At 38.2% G+C, this 17,679-nt stretch carries 16 protein-coding genes; 10 read left to right on the plus strand and 6 right to left on the minus strand.

What is annotated here, in order from left to right; translation table 11 throughout:
- Positions 1–317: 317 nt before the first annotated feature.
- On the minus strand, positions 318–1,799 hold the full coding sequence (gene putP, locus J2S13_RS10865; protein ID WP_307257787.1) for a sodium/proline symporter PutP: 1,482 nt from the start codon (positions 1,797–1,799) through the stop codon (positions 318–320).
- A gap of 492 nt (positions 1,800–2,291) precedes the next feature.
- Between putP and gatC the strand changes: the two genes are divergently transcribed.
- From gatC to J2S13_RS10895, 6 genes are all read left to right on the plus strand, one after another.
- Positions 2,292–2,582 carry an Asp-tRNA(Asn)/Glu-tRNA(Gln) amidotransferase subunit GatC gene (gene gatC, locus J2S13_RS10870; protein ID WP_307257788.1) on the plus strand — a complete coding sequence of 97 codons (291 nt, stop codon included), beginning with the start codon at positions 2,292–2,294 and terminating at the stop codon, positions 2,580–2,582.
- A gap of 15 nt (positions 2,583–2,597) precedes the next feature.
- The gene (gene gatA / locus J2S13_RS10875; RefSeq protein WP_307257789.1) at positions 2,598–4,055 is read left to right on the plus strand and encodes an Asp-tRNA(Asn)/Glu-tRNA(Gln) amidotransferase subunit GatA; all 1,458 of its coding nucleotides are present in this window, start codon (positions 2,598–2,600) and stop codon (positions 4,053–4,055) included.
- A 14-nt stretch (positions 4,056–4,069) separates the two neighbouring features.
- Positions 4,070–5,500, plus strand: coding sequence for an Asp-tRNA(Asn)/Glu-tRNA(Gln) amidotransferase subunit GatB (gatB, locus tag J2S13_RS10880; RefSeq protein ID WP_307257790.1), 1,431 nt, complete (start codon positions 4,070–4,072; stop codon positions 5,498–5,500).
- Positions 5,501–5,798: 298 nt separating this feature from the next.
- Positions 5,799–6,389, plus strand: a complete 591-nt coding sequence (locus tag J2S13_RS10885) for a hypothetical protein (RefSeq protein ID WP_370874025.1) — start codon at positions 5,799–5,801, stop codon at positions 6,387–6,389.
- A 393-nt stretch (positions 6,390–6,782) separates the two neighbouring features.
- The gene (locus tag J2S13_RS10890) at positions 6,783–7,355 is read left to right on the plus strand and encodes a LemA family protein (protein WP_307257792.1); all 573 of its coding nucleotides are present in this window, start codon (positions 6,783–6,785) and stop codon (positions 7,353–7,355) included.
- Positions 7,356–7,358: 3 nt separating this feature from the next.
- The gene (locus J2S13_RS10895; RefSeq protein ID WP_307257793.1) at positions 7,359–8,150 is read left to right on the plus strand and encodes a TPM domain-containing protein; all 792 of its coding nucleotides are present in this window, start codon (positions 7,359–7,361) and stop codon (positions 8,148–8,150) included.
- 40 nt (positions 8,151–8,190) lie between these two features.
- Here the strand turns inward: J2S13_RS10895 and argD are convergent, their stop codons facing one another.
- From argD to argC, 4 genes are read right to left on the minus strand one after another with little or no spacing between them, the layout of a single operon-like run.
- Positions 8,191–9,345, minus strand: a complete 1,155-nt coding sequence (gene argD, locus J2S13_RS10900) for an acetylornithine transaminase (protein ID WP_307257794.1) — start codon at positions 9,343–9,345, stop codon at positions 8,191–8,193.
- On the minus strand, positions 9,342–10,112 hold the full coding sequence (gene argB, locus J2S13_RS10905; RefSeq protein ID WP_307257795.1) for an acetylglutamate kinase: 771 nt from the start codon (positions 10,110–10,112) through the stop codon (positions 9,342–9,344). Before argB ends, argD begins: the two co-directional genes overlap by 4 nt.
- 10 nt (positions 10,113–10,122) lie before the next feature.
- Entirely contained in the window at positions 10,123–11,358 is a 1,236-nt protein-coding gene (argJ, locus tag J2S13_RS10910) for a bifunctional glutamate N-acetyltransferase/amino-acid acetyltransferase ArgJ (RefSeq protein WP_307257796.1), read from the minus strand.
- A 17-nt stretch (positions 11,359–11,375) separates the two neighbouring features.
- Positions 11,376–12,413 carry an N-acetyl-gamma-glutamyl-phosphate reductase gene (gene argC, locus J2S13_RS10915; protein WP_307257797.1) on the minus strand — a complete coding sequence of 346 codons (1,038 nt, stop codon included), beginning with the start codon at positions 12,411–12,413 and terminating at the stop codon, positions 11,376–11,378.
- Positions 12,414–12,632: 219 nt separating this feature from the next.
- Between argC and J2S13_RS10920 the strand changes: the two genes are divergently transcribed.
- Positions 12,633–13,202: a thioredoxin family protein gene (locus J2S13_RS10920; RefSeq protein WP_307257798.1), complete on the plus strand. Its 570-nt coding sequence runs from the start codon at positions 12,633–12,635 to the stop codon at positions 13,200–13,202.
- A gap of 105 nt (positions 13,203–13,307) precedes the next feature.
- Here J2S13_RS10920 and J2S13_RS10925 read toward each other — a convergent pair whose 3' ends face one another.
- Entirely contained in the window at positions 13,308–13,790 is a 483-nt protein-coding gene (locus J2S13_RS10925) for a hypothetical protein (RefSeq protein WP_307257799.1), read from the minus strand.
- A 328-nt stretch (positions 13,791–14,118) separates the two neighbouring features.
- Here J2S13_RS10925 and J2S13_RS10930 point away from each other — a divergent pair, with 328 nt between their 5' ends.
- From J2S13_RS10930 to rlmD, 3 genes are all read left to right on the plus strand, one after another.
- The gene (locus J2S13_RS10930) at positions 14,119–14,922 is read left to right on the plus strand and encodes an arylamine N-acetyltransferase (protein ID WP_307257800.1); all 804 of its coding nucleotides are present in this window, start codon (positions 14,119–14,121) and stop codon (positions 14,920–14,922) included.
- Between the two features lie 118 nt (positions 14,923–15,040).
- Positions 15,041–15,955, plus strand: a complete 915-nt coding sequence (locus J2S13_RS10935; RefSeq protein ID WP_307257801.1) for a diacylglycerol kinase — start codon at positions 15,041–15,043, stop codon at positions 15,953–15,955.
- Between the two features lie 269 nt (positions 15,956–16,224).
- On the plus strand, positions 16,225–17,595 hold the full coding sequence (rlmD, locus tag J2S13_RS10940; RefSeq protein WP_307257825.1) for a 23S rRNA (uracil(1939)-C(5))-methyltransferase RlmD: 1,371 nt from the start codon (positions 16,225–16,227) through the stop codon (positions 17,593–17,595).
- The last annotated feature ends 84 nt before the right edge of the window (positions 17,596–17,679 follow it).

Below are 17,679 nucleotides of genomic sequence, written 5' to 3' on the forward strand. Positions count from 1 at the left end.
CAAATTATTGAACCGCCGTATACGGAACCGTACGTACGGTGGTGTGAGAGGGTCGAACGAATCAAAATTCCGATTCGTTCACTCTACTCGATTGTCTTTCCTGTGAACAAGCGCTTGAACATTTGGTCACTACTAACTCCAGCGCCTATCGGCTAGCGAATTTCTTCGTTTTCTCTCTACGATAAGTCAACATCAGTTCGCAAAACCGGCTCGATGTGTTTCCTTTATCTCAGTCGAAACTTGCGAAATCCGTACGCTGATGAATAGCCGCTTGCGCATTTGGTCTTTCATCAAACGTTTGTTTAAGGGAACAGATGTTAAGATTTTATTTCTTTTTCTAATGTTGTTTTCATCAAATCAAACGTTTGTTTAATTTCTTGATTAGGCTTATTTGTAAGGAAACTTACAGTGATGACAGTGATCAAGCTAAGGAAGAATCCCGGAATCATTTCGTACATGTAATCCTTTAAGGCTGGGATACTAATCCAAATGATTACAGTTAATGCCCCGACCATCATTCCTGATAAAGCCCCCCACTTATTCATACGTTTCCAGTAGAGACTTAATAGAATCGTAGGACCAAATGCCGCTCCAAAGCCAGCCCAAGCATTCCCTACTAGATTTAAGATCGTATCATTTGGTGTATAGGAGAGAAGAACCGCAACAACTGAAACAAGTAATACAGAAAGTCTTCCAACCAATACTAGTTCACGATCTGAGGCATTTCTTTTTAAAAAGGCTTTATAGAAATCCTTTGTTAAGGCACTTGAAGTGACTAATAATTGTGATGAAATGGTACTCATGATCGCTGCTAAAATCGCTGCGAATAAAAAGCCCGTAATAAGCGGATGGAAGAGTATTTCTGAGAATACGATAAAAATTGTTTCTGGGTCATCTATTGGAATCTGATGGATTGACATATAAGCGATTCCTGCGAAACCAACTAATGAAGTGCCAATAAGAGAAATAATCATCCAACTCATTCCGATTCTTCGGGCGACTTTAATTTCTCTTACAGACTTAATCGCCATAAAACGGACGATAATATGTGGTTGACCAAAATACCCTAGACCCCATGCGAGGGAAGAGAGGATACTCACAATGGAAACATCTCTGAAAAGATTTAAAAGTTGAGGATCAACACTTTGTACTTCACTTAATGCCACTGAAGGTCCACCGAGATCGGTTAAAGCAACGCTCGGTACTAATATTAAGGCGACAAACATGATACAGCCCTGGACAAAATCAGTTAAGCTTACAGCTAGGAATCCTCCAAATAATGTGTAAGCAATCACAACGCCAGCTGTTACAAATAGTCCCACATGATAATTAAGGTTAAAAGCGGATTCAAATAAGCGGCCTCCAGAGACGACGCCTGCTGAAGTATATAATGTGAAGAAGATAATAATCACAATAGCGGAAACTAAGCGCAATAACCTTTTGGAGTCACCAAATCGATTTTCTAGAAAATCTGGAATTGTAATAGAGTCATTGGCAACACTTGTATATGTTCTGAGGCGCGGAGCTAGTAATAAATAGTTAAAAAAGGCTCCTGTCGTTAATCCGATGGCAATCCAAGCTTTTGAAATTCCTGTGGCATACATGGCGCCAGGAAGCCCCATCAAAATCCATCCACTCATATCAGATGCACCGGCAGACAAGGCGGTGACGGCGGGCCCAAGATCACGCCCCCCTAACATATAATCCTTTAAATTATTTGTTTTTCGATAAGCATATAGTCCAATGAGCATCATCGCAATAAAGTAGATACCCAATGAAATAAATACTTGATAATTCATCTAATACCCCCTGTATTCATTTATCCCGCCTTAAACGGGCAGTAAAACCTCCACTGAATGAAGTTTCACTTTATAAAAAACATAAAAGGTGCTTATCCAACATTTTTAGTCTGAGACAACACCGACGTTTTTTGTTTATTATGTTAACATAGTGAGATATAATGTAAAGGTGACAAGTGGGAATGTTCACTATTTACTGATAATGAAAGTATCCATAAGCATGATGATAACAGGGGGTCTCCCTGTTTTTTTATATTTTAATATAATTAAGTTTTCTACCTTAAGAAGTGACAAAGATTCCTTTGTTCCGAATGAAGTTTTATTTTATGAAAACAGTCTAAATATTTATGCATGCATAGTTACTCCCTGCCTAACAAACATGTTAAAATATACGTTGTATACAATGGGGAGTGTATCATTGCTTTTGGCTATTCTGATTTGATAAGATCGATATTATGGCTTATGCTCGACTTTTTTTGGAGGTGAAGGAAAGTGTCACGTATTTCAACTGAACAAGTAAAACATGTTGCAAATCTTGCGCGTTTAGCGATTACTGAAGAAGAGGCAGAAAAGTTCACGAATCATTTAGATGCCATCATCACATTTGCAGAACAATTGAACGAGCTAGATACATCCAATGTGAAACCAACATCACATGTTTTGGACATTAAAAATGTATTAAGGGAAGATAAGGCAGAGAAAGGGCTACCACGTGAAGAGGTATTGAAAAATGCCCCAGATCACTTAGATGGTCAAGTTCGCGTGCCATCCATTATTGAATAGGGGAGGGATTTATATATGACGTTTTTTGATCAAAAATTAGCTGATCTCCATCAGTCTTTACATAAGAAAGAAATAACGGTCACTGATTTAGTCAATGAGTCTTATCAACGAATTGGTGAAGTAGAAGAGAAAGTACAAGCATTTCTCACATTAGATGAGGAAAATGCTCGTCAAAAGGCAAAAGAACTCGATAAGAAACTTGGAACAGACGAAGATAAAGGGATTTTATTCGGAATGCCAATTGGGATTAAAGATAATATTGTCACAAAAGGATTGCGTACAACTTGCGCAAGTAAAATATTAGAAAACTTTGATCCTATCTATGATGCGACTGTCATGACAAAGCTTCATGATGCAGAAGCAGTTACAATTGGAAAATTGAATATGGATGAATTTGCAATGGGATCGTCAACTGAAAACTCAAGTTTCCAAAAAACGAAAAACCCGTGGGACTTAGAACGAGTGCCAGGAGGATCATCAGGTGGTTCAGCTGCGGCGGTTGCAGCAGGGGAAGTACCATTTGCTTTAGGGTCAGATACAGGTGGATCGATTCGTCAACCAGCGGCTTTTTGCGGAGTTGTCGGTTTAAAACCAACTTATGGTCGCGTATCTCGTTTTGGTTTAGTTGCGTTTGCTTCCTCTTTGGATCAAATTGGACCCATCACAAGAAATGTAGAAGATAATGCCTATCTTTTACAAGCGATTTCTGGGGTCGATCCAATGGACGGAACTTCTGCACAGCTAGATGTTCCGAATTATGTTCAAGCGTTAACAGGCGATGTGAAGGGCTTAAAGATCGCTGTTCCAAAAGAATATATAGGTGAAGGGGTAAACGAAGAAGTTCGGGAGTCCGTTTTATCTGCCTTAAAAGTATTAGAATCATTAGGGGCGACTTGGGAAGAAGTATCTTTACCACATTCGAAGTATGGAATTGCTACTTACTATTTACTAGCCTCTTCAGAAGCATCTTCCAATTTAGCCCGCTTTGATGGAATTCGTTACGGATACCGTACTGAAAATGCGACGAATTTAATCGATCTATATAAGAAAACGAGAGCTGAAGGCTTTGGTGAAGAAGTGAAACGTCGAATCATGCTTGGTACTTTTGCGTTAAGTTCGGGCTATTATGATGCTTATTATAAAAAAGCACAGCAAGTTCGTACATTAATTAAAAAAGATTTTGAAGATATTTTTGAGAAGTATGATGTGATTGTTGGCCCAACCACTCCAACTCCAGCATTTAAAATTGGCGAAAATATCAATGATCCATTAACGATGTATGCGAATGATATTTTAACAATCACTGTGAACTTAGCGGGTGTACCAGGGATTTCGATTCCATGTGGATTCTCTGGTGGTCTACCATTAGGTCTTCAAATCATTGGAAAACACTTTGACGAAAGTACAGTTTACCGAGTGGCTCATGCTTTTGAACAAGCCACTGAATTTCATAAACAAAAACCAATGTTGTAAGGGGTGAAAAAAATATGAAGTATGAAACAGTGATTGGCTTAGAAGTTCACGTTGAATTGAAAACAGAATCTAAAATCTTCTCATCTGCTCCAGCTCATTTCGGGGCAGAACCAAATACAAATACAACGGTCATTGATCTTGGTTATCCAGGTGTATTACCTGTTGTAAATAAACGTGCTGTTGAATACGCGATGAAAGCTGCGATGGCGATTAATTGTGAAGTGGCAACTGAAACGAAATTTGACCGAAAAAACTACTTCTATCCGGACAATCCGAAAGCATACCAAATTTCTCAATTTGACCAACCGATTGGAGAAAATGGCTGGATTGAAATTGAAGTGAACGGTGAAAAGAAAAAAATCGGGATTACTCGTCTTCATTTAGAAGAGGATGCAGGAAAGTTATCTCATACAGGTAATGGTTATTCATTAGTAGACTTTAACCGTCAAGGTACACCATTAATCGAAATTGTATCTGAACCTGATATTCGTACACCAGAAGAAGCCTATGCTTATTTAGAAAAACTTAAATCGATTATTCAATATACAGGTGTTTCTGATTGTAAGATGGAGGAAGGGTCTTTACGCTGTGATGCCAATATTTCCCTACGTCCAGTTGGCCAAAAAGAATTTGGTACTAAAACAGAGCTAAAAAACTTAAACTCTTTTAACTTTGTTCGAAAGGGATTAGAATACGAGCAAGAACGTCAAGAATATGTTCTATCTAACGGTGGAGTGATTGAACAAGAAACACGCCGTTTTGATGAAGCAACAGGAAAAACGCTATTAATGCGTGTAAAAGAAGGATCCGATGATTATCGTTACTTTCCAGAACCAGACTTAGTCCAATTATATATTGATGATGATTGGAAAGCGCGCATTCGTGCTGAAATTCCTGAGCTTCCAGATGCTCGTCAAAAGCGCTATATTGAAGAGCTGGGCCTACCTGCATATGATGCAAAGGTTTTAACTGTTACAAAAGAAATGGCTGATTTCTTCGAGGCAACAGTAGTTGCAGGGGGAGATGCGAAACAAGCTTCTAACTGGATTATGGGGGAATTATCTGGATATTTAAATTCAGAAGGAAAAGAGCTTCACGAAATAGCCCTTACTCCAGATGGATTAGCTGGGATGATTAAATTGATCGAAAATGGAACGATTTCATCCAAAATTGCTAAACAAGTCTTTAAAGAATTAGTTGAAAATGGCGGAGATGCAGAAAAGATTGTAAAAGACAAAGGTCTCGTGCAAATTTCTGATGAAAATCAATTACGCGGATTTGTAACGGAAGCATTAGATAATAATCCAAAAGTGGTAGAACAATACAAGGGTGGAAAAACAAAGGCGATTGGGGCTATTGTTGGACAAGTTATGAAAGCAACAAAAGGCCAAGCCAACCCACAAATTGTCAACAAAATTTTACAAGAAGAAATTCAAAAACGATAATATTGGAAAAGACTGTCTACTCCGTATGAGGGACAGTCTTTTTGTCTTTTTCCATTATGAGACCCTCACCCAACCAATTCAAAAAGAATACACTATAATGGGCATTTAATTGGATCATGATATAGAGGAGTGGGGGAAAAACATGAACTGTTATTCAAATGGGGGATTTTCCTATATTGTTCCATCAGGTGATCATTATAGGTTGTTAGCACCACATTATCATCCAACAGCTGGGGGAGCTTTTGTGCCAAACCCTAGAGTGAATCCATATTATTCTTCGGTAGGACCACATTATTCCATGCCAGTTGCACAATCTGTATTCCAACGGACGCGACAAAATCAATGTATTAGTCAGGCAGCAGTGGATCTCATGAGAGATAATCGTAGTCTTTGGGAGGAGCATGTGGCATGGACGAGAATGGCGATTATAAGCCTAACCTTTAAGTTGCCAGATGTAGAATATGTTATTGCACGTCTTTTGCAAAATGCAACACATATGGGAGAGATGATTCGACCATTGTATGGGGATGCTGCGGCTGATCGCTATGCTACTTTAATTAAGGAACATCTTCTATTTGCTGCAGATCTTGTAAAAGCAACTTTAGCCGGTGACCAACAAGCGGCTATGATGGCAGAGCAAAAATGGTACGCAAATGCAGATGAGATTGCTGTATTTCTTAGTCGTATTAACCGGTATTTGCCCGAGGAAAAAGTCAGGGACATGTTCTATCAACATTTAGATTTAACCAAACAGGAAGCTATAAATATGATCAACATGAACTATCAGAAAGATATCGAAATATATGATGCAATTGAAGAACAAGCTAGGGAAATGGCAGATATGATCTCAGAAGCAATGGTGAAATTATATCCCGATATATTTGGGTAAAAGTCTTTTATCTCTTTTAGGTGGGAATATCCCTCTTATGCTTTTGTGGCAAGTATAAAAGTCTGGAAATAGGTGAATAATTTGGAACCGGGAGGAATTGTAGATCTCGGTTCCACTTCAAAAAATTTTGTGATAGGCTCTAGTTCATTACATATTATCAATCTATTTGCCCTAATTATAAAGCTCAACTAACATTCAGTGTTAGTTTTCTTCATCCCCCACTGAATGTTAGTTGAATTATCGGATCTTTAGGGAATCATTTTGAGGTGGAGGTTTTACTGCCCGTGACGGTGGGATAAAATGGACGAAAACAGAATTAAAGCAATGAACTTTATACTGATGTGAAACTTTCAAGATCAATCAACGTATACAAATATGAGGAGGGAAGAGACAATGAAAAAAGGACTTATGTCACTTATAGTGATCGGGGTTGTTCTCGTTTTGATCGCCATTGGTCTATTTTCTAGCTATAATCAATTTGTTTCAAGTGAAGAAAATGTTGATCAAGCCTATTCACAAATTGAAAACCAATTACAAAGAAGAATGGACTTAATACCGAATCTTGTTAGTACGGTAAAGGGGTATGCAAGTCATGAAAAGGAAGTTATCCAAAGTATTTCCGATGCAAGAGCGAGATTAGCAGGGGCAAATACACCGGCTGAACAAGCAAATGCAGATGCTGAATTATCTAGTGCCCTAAGTCGATTGCTCGTTGTAGTAGAAAATTATCCACAATTACAAGCTAATCAAAACTTTACTCAATTAATGGATGAACTCGCAGGAACAGAAAATAGAATTGCAGTAGCCAGACAGGATTACAATACGGAAGTGGCTAGTTTTAATAAAGATGTTAAACGATTCCCTGGTACGATTGTCGCAAGAATGTTTGGATTTGAGGAAAAAGAGTATTTTAAAGCTGATCAAGGAGCTAAACAAGCACCAAAAGTTGATTTTGAGGGGGAGTAATCGATGCTGAAGAGACCCCTCTTATTTCTTACTCTGATATTCATATCTGTTTTGGGGTTATTTCCCCAATTCACACAAGCAAGTGAAGTTCCAAAACCGGTTGGAGATCTATATGTACAAGACACCGCTCATATTTTGACAAATGAAGAGCGGGAAGAACTGATCAGTTTAGCTAGGGTTTTAGATGATGAAACATCCGCACAAATAGCTGTGTTAACCATGGATAAGCTGGATGGTCATGTAGAGAAGGCACAATTTGCTAATAAGGCCTATAGGGAATACGGATTGGGGAAGAAAGATGAGGATAATGGTGTTTTAATTTTATTTGTAAAAAACTATTGGGAAAATAATCGAGAAGCTGTTCAAGTTGAGGTTGGATATGGGCTTGAAGGGGCGCTGCCTGATGGAAAAGTGGGTAGAATCATCGATCAGTATATGAAACCTCATATCGAAGCAGGAAATGATGGACTGGCCATTACAGAAACATATCAACAATTAGCAAAAGAAGTGGCAAAGGAATATGGAATCTCCTTCGACCATTTAGGGGATAATCAAGGATCTAATGTAGCCCAACATCAAGAAGAAGGACTTCCAGCTTGGGTGGTATTCATTCTTATCATCGTGTTTGCCATTTTGATTTTTTTAGATATGAAATATTTTGGCGGTACCTTTACACATATCTTAATTCAAATTCTTTCAAGCTTACTTCGTTCTGGTGGAAGAGATGGAGGAGGCAGTGACCGTAGAGGGGGAGGCGGTTCAGCTGGGGGTGGTGGAGCTGGGCGGAACTTCTAAGAAAAAAGGGCCCTTCCATAGTTGGATAGGCCCTTTTTTCTTATGATATTTGTACTTTGGCTGTTAAGACACTGGCTATTATTTTTACAGCTTGTGAAATCTCTTCTTCTGATACGGTCAAAGGTGGAAGGAGACGGATAACATTTGTACCGGCTGACAAGATCAGTAGTTTTTCCTCTCTTGCAGCGGTTACATATGGTGTGGCTTCTTCACTTAATTCTATTCCAATCATTAAGCCCTTTCCCTTTACTCCTTTGACGATTTCAACTCCTGATAACTGCTCTTTTAAAAGAGAGGTTAGAAGTTCCCCCTTTTGTTGGACCTCGTTTAAAAAACTGTCTTCAAAAATAGTGTTAAGCGTCGCTTTTGCTGCGGATAAAGCGACAGGATTGCCTCCAAAAGTAGAACCATGGGAGCCAGGGGAGAAGGTTTCAGCCAACTCTTTTTTTCCAATAACGGCACCTAAAGGAAATCCGTTTGCAATTCCTTTGGCACTTGAAACGATATCTGGGTGTAGGTCATAATGTTGGAAGGCAAATGGTTTTCCAGTACGCCCAATTCCAGTTTGAATTTCGTCAATAACAAAAAGCGAACCATTCTCATGGCAAAGCTTTTCAACCTCTTGTAGAAAGTCTGCGTTCCCTTCATTTACGCCACCTTCTCCTTGAATCACTTCTAACATGACGGCAGCTGTATTGTCATCAAGGGCTTCTTTAACAGCTTCGATATCGTTATAAGGGACATATTCAAATGTTTCAAGCATGGGACCGAAACCGAGCTTCACTTTTTCTTGCCCTGTAGCAGCCATTGTTGCATATGTTCGACCATGGAAGGATTTCAAAAATGTAATGATTTTTGATCTCCCTGTCGATTTCCTTGCTAATTTAATCGCTGCTTCATTCGCTTCGGCACCACTATTACAGAAAAAGACAAGATCAAGATGAGAGGCCTCTGCTAAAATTTTGGCTGTTTCTTCTTGAAGAGGACTCTGGAATAAATTAGATGTGTGCCAAAATGCTTGGAGTTGTTTATCGACTGCTTTTTTTACTTGCTTCGGAATATGCCCAAGATTGGATACGCCAATCCCTGAAGTAAAATCTAAGTAGACATCCCCTGATTGATCGGTTAGCCAAGACCCTTCTGCTTTTGCAGGGGTCACATTCCAACGTGCGTAAGTGGGGAATAAATGGCTCATACTGTCACCTTCTCTTTCGTTAATTCTGTTCCATACCATTTTCCAGCATTGTAAAAAGATTTTTTTCCAGAAACAATATGGACATGATTTACATATTCAGAAAATGCATTTAAGGCGGATGTCACTTTAGGGATCATGCCACCATTTATTACTCCTTCTTTTATGAAGGAATTTGCTTCTTTTTCGGTTAAAGTTGAAAGGAGTTCTCCCTTGTGAAGAACACCATCTACATCGGTGACCATTAAGAATCGATCTGCTTGCAATGCCTTGGCAATGGCACTAGCAGCATGGTCTGCATTCACATTTAAAATTGTATGATTTGGGCCTAACCCGATCGGTGTTAACACGGGGAGAACACCTTGCTCACATAGATTTTGAATAAATTCTTGGTGAACAGAGGTAACATCGCCCACATAACCTAACTCGTCTTGATTGATAAAATCTGCTTGCAATATTCGATGGTCACTAGAATTGATGCCAATAGCTTCAATTCCATGTGATTGAAGCATTCGCACGAGTTTACGGTTTGTACTTCCTGCAAGAACAAGTTCAGCAATATCAAGAACCTCTTTACTCGTTACTCGTAATCCGTCTTTAAACTCGCTTTTTACATGAAGCTTTTCAAGCATCGAGTTGATTTCTGGCCCACCACCGTGTACAAAAACAATCCGATAACCATTTTTCATCATTTCTTTCATACTTTGAAAAAAGGAATCTGAAAGTTCGCCAATGACACTACCGCCACATTTTACAACTGCCGTTTTCATTTTTTCCTCCTTATGTGCGATAACTAGCATTGATTTTGACATAATCATATGTTAAATCACAGCCCCAAGCCATTCCATGTCCTTCTCCAATATTTAAATTCACGGTGAATTTTGTTAACTCACTTTTTAAATAATCCGTGACCTCTTTTTCAGAGTAGGGGACTACTTCAGAATGGATCATGATTGGATAAGGTCCGACTGCGATATCAATTTTTTCTGGGTCAATCTTCGCATTACTATATCCAACAGCACAAATCACTCTTCCCCAGTTGGCATCTGCACCGAATACCGCTGTTTTTACAAGATTGGATCCAACGATCGTTTTGGCAATCGCACGGGCTTCTTCATCGTTCGTAGCTCCGAGCACTTGCACTTCAATTAATTTCGTAGCGCCTTCTCCGTCACGTGCAATTTTCTTTGCAAGATTAGCGCAAACGGATTGAAGTAGAGCAATAAACTTCTTCCATTCCGGATGAGAAGGGGAAAGGGGTGCGTTATTTGCTAACCCGTTCGCCATAACGACTACCGTGTCATTCGTTGATGTATCTCCATCCACTGTAATTTGGTTGAAGGTATGATTTGTCACTTCTTTCAATGCAGTGTGAAGATGTTCTGAAGAGATATTGGCATCTGTCGTTACGAATGCTAACATTGTCGCCATATTCGGTTCAATCATCCCTGATCCTTTGGCAACGCCACCTACAACAACCTCTTTTCCATCAATGACTGTTTTAAAGCAACTACGTTTTGTCACCAAATCTGTTGTAAGGATTGCTTTTGCAAATTCCTCGGAACTTTCCGATGTTGCTTTCGGATCTAGTAAGGAAATCCCCTTTTGAATTTTATCCATTTGCAAATATTCACCGATGACACCTGTTGACGATACCGCGATGAAATGTTCTGGGATGTTGAATTTTTCTGCCACCCATGAACGGGTTTGATAGGCATCAGCGAGACCGCGTTTTCCAGTACATGCATTGGCACAGGCACTATTTACAAAAATCGCTTGAAGCTTTTGCTCCTTTTCCAAACTATCTTTCGTCACGGTTATGGGAGCGGCTTGAAAACGATTTGTCGTATAAACGGCTGCACTATTTGCAGGAATATCGCTAAAGATGACCCCAATATCATTTTTTGAATAGCGTAATCCAGCATGAGCTCCTGCTGCTCTGAATCCTTTTGGTGTCACAACAGACCCATTCTTCACTTCAGATATTTCTTGATTTTCTTCCTTCACAGCTTGCATCTGTAATTCCTCCATTCTTACGGATAGATAGGAAAGCTATCAAGCCCGCACGTTTCATCGATGCCAAACATGAGATTCGCATTTTGAATCGCTTGACCTGCAGCTCCTTTCATTAAATTATCTATTGTACTAACGATGGTTACGCGATTTGTTCGTTCATCGACGTCAATTCCGATATCACAAAAGTTTGCTCCCGCTACATCTTTCAAACTCGGGAATTCACCTAATGAACGTACACGGACAAAATATTCTTTCTCATAGATGCTTTGATATAATTCGTGTAACTCTTTCGTCGTCATTGGTCTTGCCAATGGTGCGTAAATGGTTGTCATAATTCCTCTTGTAATGGGTAATAAATGAGCTGAAAAAGTGATTGGACCTATATGTTGATCCCACTCAACTAACTGCTGCTGGATCTCAGGTATATGTTGATGCTGATTGACTTTATAGATATTGAAGTTATTGTACATTTCAGCAAAGTGAATATTGGTTGATAATCCTCTTCCGGCGCCAGAAACACCTGATTTAGCATCAATAATAAGATGATTTCCATCAATGATTTTTTCTTGAACGACTGGTGCTAATCCGAGCAACGCGGCCGTTGGATAACAGCCAGGATTAGAAAGCAGTGTAGCATTTTTTATTGTTTCACGATTCCATTCTGTTAAACCATAAACGGCTTTATCTAACCAGGTTTGTTCAATTGGGGCTTTCTTGTACCATGTTTTGTAATCTTCAGGATTTTTCAGTCGTAAATCTCCTGATAAATCAATTACTTTCGTATTATTTTTTAAAAGCTGAGGTGAAAGTTCCTTCGATACTCCAGATGGTACAGCTAGGAAAACCATATCAACTTCATTTATTATTTTTTCCACATCAATTTTTTCAAGATTTAACGTACAAATAGAATGTAAATGTGGATATTCATTTGTAACCGGGACTTGATCTTTACTGGACGAATAGATGGAGTGCAAGGATATTTCCGGATGACGGGATAAAAGACGTATTAGCTCAACTCCACCATATCCGGAAGCACCTATTACGGCTGCCTTCATTAGTAAACCTCCGTTTTTGTATTTTTATTTATAAAAACTCATAAATATAAATATTTTTCTATAATTATAAGATTGATTTCGTTTCAAATCAACCACTTTTTATAAAATTTATGAAAATTTAAAAATTTACATGTGAAAATGAATAGCTGTGAATAAAAAGGATTTCCACTATTCATATCGAATTATAACAGTGAGAAACCAATGGATGGAGGATTTATTATGGAATTATTAGATTGGTTTGAAAAAGGATTGAGTTCGACAGAATATCTTTCTCGGATGGAAACAAATCATGAAAATGTTGCATATATATTTCGGCATTTTCGCTTGCCGACAGAAGAAGGGGAATTTATCGAAAAGCTACAGGGAGAGGAACTCCAAGTGCTCGTGCTAACGGAAGATTGGTGCGGTGATGCGATGTTAAATGTACCGGTTCTTTTACGCCTAGCTGAACAATGCGATATCGAAGTACGCTTCTTATACCGCGATGAAAATTTAGAATTAATGGATCAGTATTTAACGAATGGAACATCCAGATCCATCCCAATCTTCATCTTTATGAAGAAGGACGGGGAAGAGGTAGTCGCATGGGGACCACGTGCAGAAGCCGTTCAACAAATCGTTCACGAAAATCGATCCGGTCTACCTCCTAAAGATCACCCTAAATTCGAAGAGAAACAAAAACAGGTCATTCAATCATTACAAAAAATGTATTTGGAAGATAAGAACCTTTGGAAAGAAGTATACCAAAGTATGAAGTCAGCCATTGCTGAAAAGATTTATCATGGGTAATGCCTACATATTTCTATGAAAAAGAAGTAATCCCCACATCCTTCATCAAATGGATATGGGGATTACTTTTTTTGCTCAAATAGAATTTGGGAGACGATCCGCAAATTAATTTTTATAAGTATTTACGATTCCAATCGTTGAGGAAATTCGATATTCATTATTTAGTGGCTCTGTGAGTTTGATTTTATAATTTCTAGGAAGTTGAATGGTGTCAACGAGTTTCTCGTCTTTCATGAAAATAAATAAATTAATATCATCTCGGAATTGAATCCCGATGTCCTTCACTCTAACCCAATCAAATGTCAATATTTTCTTTTGGTCTTCTTCTTTAGTATAAGGTGGAAAAAGATATACGTTATCAAACTCTATGTTTAAGTCTTTTTTGAAATCTATATAGACAGTTTGGTTAGCTGATTTTTTTTCTATTAAGGAAATAAGTTGCGCCTCTACATCTCCTTCTATCGCTTGATCTTTATTTGATCCAATGAGCAATAGAAAAAATAACATGGCAATAGTGACAGGGAGGATTGCCCATTTTTTTGCAGAGTCATCGTGTGCTGCCTCCTTTCCTGTTATAAGGGTGAGCATACAGTTCGCACAGATTTAAAGCTGATTTATTATATAATAGATTCCACAGAAACATCATCTAACTGATCCTATGGGGCGTTAATCTCATGTGCTATCAATAGAAAAAACGTTTATCGGTGTCCCGATTGTTTTTTTACATCTAATTTTTCATCTCAATTATACTATACGCACCATATTACCATGAAAATGCAAGAAAGTATAAGATTTTGTGAGAAATAGGGATAATAGAACTTGATTTCAACCATTTTTTTGTAGTATAAATTCTTTTTTTACTTTGGCTAAATATTTCTCATTACTCAATTATTTCCATTATAAAAGGGTGTTCAACATGGATTCAGTATACCAATACTTACAACTGTTAAAACTTGAGAAAGAAATACCAAGTTTAAACTATTTACAAAGAATATTGCAACATCATTTACTCCGTATTCCCTATGAGACATTCAGTAAATTTCATTACTTTGAGCATCTATCAAAAGGGGTTCCTTCGTTTGATTCATTTGTTTCAAATTTTGCTCAAAAGGGCTGGGGAGGGACTTGCTTTACATTAAATATTAGCTTTGCCCGACTACTAAGATTTCTTGGTTTTGTATGTCATTATATTCGCGTTCATCCTGGGCATTTGGCTTTAATGGTGGTGATAGAGGGTCGCCAATATTACGTTGATGTTGGCTATGGATCTCCCATCATGAAACCGGTAGAATTAGCACATAAACCGAAGCATGTGTTGCATGGCTTTGGAGAAGAAATCATTTTTACTCATAAAAAAGATTATATTTTCATCATAGATCGCCGAAGTAATGGGAAATCGTTCGTAAAGAAAGAAATCGAATGGATTCCGTTAGATGAAGAAGGATTAAAAAAGGATATTCAGGCGTCTTATAAGGATGAGGATGAAAATATTACGATGAGAAGGATGACGGCTGTACGTTTTCAAGGGAATTCTTGCTATTATTTGCGTAATAATGTGCTGAAAGTAATGACTTATAGAAATATTCGAGAATATCATATGCGGTATCAAAATCAATGGTTGAGAATGGTAAATGATGTTTTTCAAATTGACCAAGCTTCTCTTGAAAACTCCATACATTTTTTAGAAGATCGAGGGGTTTTTCTATTCGAAGATGTTTAAAATGCCATAGAGGGTATAAAAGGTTTTAAATTGATAAATCAGTTTTTTTGAGCTATTATGTAAAAAGGTGGAACGACTATGAATTATTTACTTTTAAATAAAGATTAGGATGAGAAAAATGAAGAGAGCACGCATAATATATAATCCTACATCAGGAAGGGAATTATTTAAGAAGCATCTCCCAGATGTACTTCAAAAGTTAGAGAAAGCTGGTTATGAAACATCTGCTCATGCTACGACAGCTGAAGGAGATGCGACGGAAGCGGCGCGCATCGCGGTTGAACGGAAATATGATATTGTCGTCGCTGCAGGTGGTGATGGCACGTTAAATGAAGTTGTGAATGGATTGGCTGAGCAAGATTATCGTCCGAAGTTAGGAGTTATTCCAATGGGAACGACGAATGATTTTGCACGCGCTTTACATATCCCCCGTGATATTCCAAAGGCAGTGGATATTATTGTAAGAGGAGATACCATTCCCGTTGATATTGGCCGGATGAATGAAAAATACTTCATTAATATAGCTGGTGGTGGAAGAATCACAGAATTAACATATGAAGTCCCGAGTAAATTAAAAACAATGATTGGACAACTTGCCTACTACTTAAAAGGAATCGAAATGCTTCCGTCTATTAAAGCGACTCCGCTAACGATTGAATATGACGGTAAAATTTTCGAAGGGGATGCGATGTTATTTCTAATTGGACTAACAAATTCGGTTGGTGGATTTGAAAAGTTAGCTCCTGATTCTTCTATTAATGATGGTCTTTTCTCTCTACTTATTTTAAAGAAAACAAACTTAGCCGAATTTATTCGGGTAGTAACCTTGGCATTAAGAGGAGAACATATGCAGCATCCTAATGTTATTTATACACAAGCGAATCATATAAAGGTGAATTCCCCTGAAAGTGCATTACTTAATTTGGATGGAGAACTAGGTGGAGTACTACCCGCTGAATTTGAAAATCTCTATCGACATCTTGAAGTATTCGTACCTAAAGATAAGATTCGCCCACAAGACCAAATTGACTGATGAGGGACAGGCTCTTTATCAGCGTTGAGATGAGAAGTATAGGAGATTTAGAAGTAATCGGCGATTTCTGATTGTAAAGAACGTGAAATTTGAACCTTTACAATACAGATATATAACCATGATGAAGCGTGAAAAGTGGCATCCAAAAGTCGGAAAAGTCGACTGATTGGATGCCCTTTTTATCTCTCCACTGAATGAAGTTTCACTTTATGGTACAATAAGTTTCAGTTTTGAATTTTGAATGAAATAGGTGAGTAATCGTGGCAAAAATTCAAGCACCTGTAAAGAAGGATGAAATGCTCGATGTCCATATTGAGGATTTAACACATGATGGGAATGGTGTCGCAAAGGTGAAAGGCTATCCACTTTTTATTCCCCATGTTTTACCTGGTGAAAAAGCGCAAGTGAAAGTTGCAAAGTTAAATAAAGGATATGGGTTTGCCCAATTAGTCCAATTAATTGAAAAAAGTATTAACCGGGAGGATCCCCCTTGTCTCATTTATGATGAATGTGGTGGTTGTCAACTTCAGCATTTAAGTTATGAGGGACAGTTAAAAGCGAAGGGAAAACATGTTCATGACGTGATCCAACGTATAGGAAAAATTGAAGATGTGAAGATACATCCTGTTTTAGGAATGGAAGATCCTTGGCGATATCGGAATAAAGCACAAGTACCTGTCGGTGAACGAGAAGGTGGGTTAGTCGCTGGTTTTTACCAAAAGAGAAGTCATGAAATTATTGATATGGAATCATGCCTAATACAACAAGAAAAAAGTGATGAAGTCATTCAAGTGGTAAAAGAGATTTGTAACCGCTATGGGGTCAAACCGTATGAGGAAGGGAAAAATAAAGGAACGCTTCGGCATATAATGGCACGATATGGTCATCAAACAGGTGAAATCATGGTGGTGTTCATTACAAGAACGGAGGATATACCTCATAAGAAAAAAATGATTCAAGAGATCACGGAGCGCATTCAAGGTGTAACTTCAATTATACAAAATATTAATTCGAAGAAAACCAATGTCATCTTAGGAGAGAAAACGAAAGTTCTTTGGGGGCAAGATGTTATTTATGATTATATTGGGAATGTGAAATTCGCTATTTCTGCGCAATCTTTTTATCAAGTGAATCCAAAGCAAACGAAGGTTTTATATGAAAAAGCGCTAGAATATGCAGAGTTGAACGGGGAAGAAACCGTGATTGATGCTTATTGTGGGATTGGCACGATCTCATTATTTTTAGCCCAACAAGCAAAGAAAGTATATGGTGTAGAAATAGTACCAGAAGCAATTGAAGATGCGCGCCGGAATGCACAATTGAATCAGATTACTAATGTAGAATTTGCTGTCGGACAAGCTGAAACGGTTATTCCAAAATGGTATGAACAGGGAATACATGCAGATGTCTTCATCGTTGATCCACCTAGAAAAGGTTGTGATGAAGCTCTACTACAAACGATTTTGCAAATGAAACCGAAAAAAGTCGTCTACGTTTCCTGCAACCCAGCCACCCTCGCTCGCGATTTGCGAATATTAGAAGACGGTGGATACAAAACAAAAGAAATCCAGCCAGTCGATATGTTTCCAATGACCATGCATGTGGAGTGTGTTGCCTTGATGACTAGGGTGGAGAAATAAGGTCCATTCAAAGTACTGATAAATAAAGGATTTCCTGACATTGCATTTTTCGTTTGACTATTTTTAGGAAGATGATGATGCTGG

This window comes from Oikeobacillus pervagus (assembly GCF_030813365.1).
Taxonomy (GTDB): domain Bacteria; phylum Bacillota; class Bacilli; order Bacillales; family DSM-23947; genus Oikeobacillus; species Oikeobacillus pervagus.